Here is a 1,664-nt window from a genome sequence, read left to right on the forward strand (position 1 = left end):
TAGTTCTAGACGAACTAATTCAATATATATATATTGGTATTAAATGAATTTAACATATAAAATGGGGCCAAATTTGGGAAATTAATGTCTTGTTTAAAATGAAAAAGCAAAATGAATAAAAAACAGCATATAAAAACTGTTGACCAGTTAATACATGACGATTCCTTTATTCTCTGGTGTCTGTTTCCTACGGAAGAGTTGGAACAGGTGTGGATTGATGATTATCTGACACTGTATCCGGAAGAGAAAGAAAATATAGAGAAGGCCAGGCAAATGGTTCGTTCGTTGAAATTGAATAATAGGAAACTGTCGCCAATTGAAAAAGAATCTCTTAAAGAAAATATTATAAATGATTTAAGAAAATTCAGAAAGCCAAAGCGAATGCGTCTGACATGGCAATATGCAGCAGCTTGTATTCTTATTATATGTACATTGGGTTCATTATTTTTGATTACTAAAGAAAATTTATTTCAGGAAAGAGATATTCTGTCTTTGGTGGATGATGTCCAGTTAGATGTTAATCAGACAGAAGTAGAACTTCATTTGGCACAGGAAAAAATGAAGGTTTCTGATAATGCGACAATTTTAGTCGATCAACAAGGGAAAATCAAGGTGACGGATAAAGACTTTAATAATCTAGAGGCTACAGAGAGGAAGTGTATTGGTGAAGCAAAGGAAAAAGGTAATCATATGAATGTGTTAAGCGTACCGAAAGGACGTCATTCTTCATTGATTTTGCCTGATGGTACGAAAGTATGGGTAAATTCAGGCACAGTGCTTCAATTCCCTGAAATATTTGAAAAAGAAAAAAGAATGATTTATGTGGAAGGGGAAGTTTATCTTGAAGTGACCAAAGATGCATCGTGTCCATTTTATGTAAAAACGAACCAGATGGAAATCAGAGTTTTAGGAACATCTTTTGGCATAGTTGCATATAAGGATGAAAATTTCCAATCTGTTGTATTGAAAGAAGGAAGTGTTGCGGTTGAAGGATATAAAAGCGGAAAACAAATTATCAAACCTAATGATCTCTTAGTCTTGGAAAATGGGCAGATGTCTGTTAGCCAGGTGAATGTATACGATTATATCTCATGGATAGATGGTATTCTCCAGTTCCGGGAGAAAAATTTAGGTGAGGTACTACGCAGTATCTCACGTTATTACCGTGTTCAATTTAGCTATCCACCGGATATAGAACAAGTGAAATGCTCTGGTAAGCTGGTGTTGTTTGATAATATGGACCAAGTTCTTCAAACACTCCAGAAAACGTTATCAGTTTCATTTCATCGTAAGGGGAATTTGATTGAAGTAAATAGTATCAATAATAAAAAATGAATGCCTATGAATAGATAAAACATGCCGTAACCTAGTATTGTATAAAACAATAGACCATTGTGTTGTTAACAAGTAAAATATTAATATCAAGGAAAACTTATTATATTATTATGGAATATCTAAAAATTAAAAGAAAAATACACGCGGTTTGTGTAGTGTTGTGTTTGCTTTTTACAGTAAATTCATCTCTTTTGGCTGAATTGTCCTATGCACAATCTACACGTTTGTCACTCGATTTATCAAATGTGGCTATCAGTGATGTTTTTGCGTCTGTAGAAAAAAATAGTGAGTATGTATTTTTTTATTCTGACTTAGTTCGTCTAGAACTA

The 1,664-nt window shown here is 33.3% G+C and carries 2 protein-coding genes; both read left to right on the forward strand.

Features of this window, described 5'->3' with window-relative positions; genetic code table 11:
- Positions 1-111: 111 nt before the first annotated feature.
- The gene (locus tag DWW91_RS27460; RefSeq protein ID WP_046145105.1) at positions 112-1,335 is read left to right on the forward strand and encodes a FecR family protein; all 1,224 of its coding nucleotides are present in this window, start codon (positions 112-114) and stop codon (positions 1,333-1,335) included.
- A gap of 110 nt (positions 1,336-1,445) precedes the next feature.
- Positions 1,446-1,664, forward strand: a 219-nt coding sequence (locus DWW91_RS28280; RefSeq protein WP_010803768.1) for a hypothetical protein, incomplete at its 3' end; no start/stop codon positions are given.

This window comes from Parabacteroides sp. AF17-3, assembly GCF_003635445.1.
Taxonomy (GTDB): Bacteria; Bacteroidota; Bacteroidia; order Bacteroidales; family Tannerellaceae; genus Parabacteroides; species Parabacteroides goldsteinii.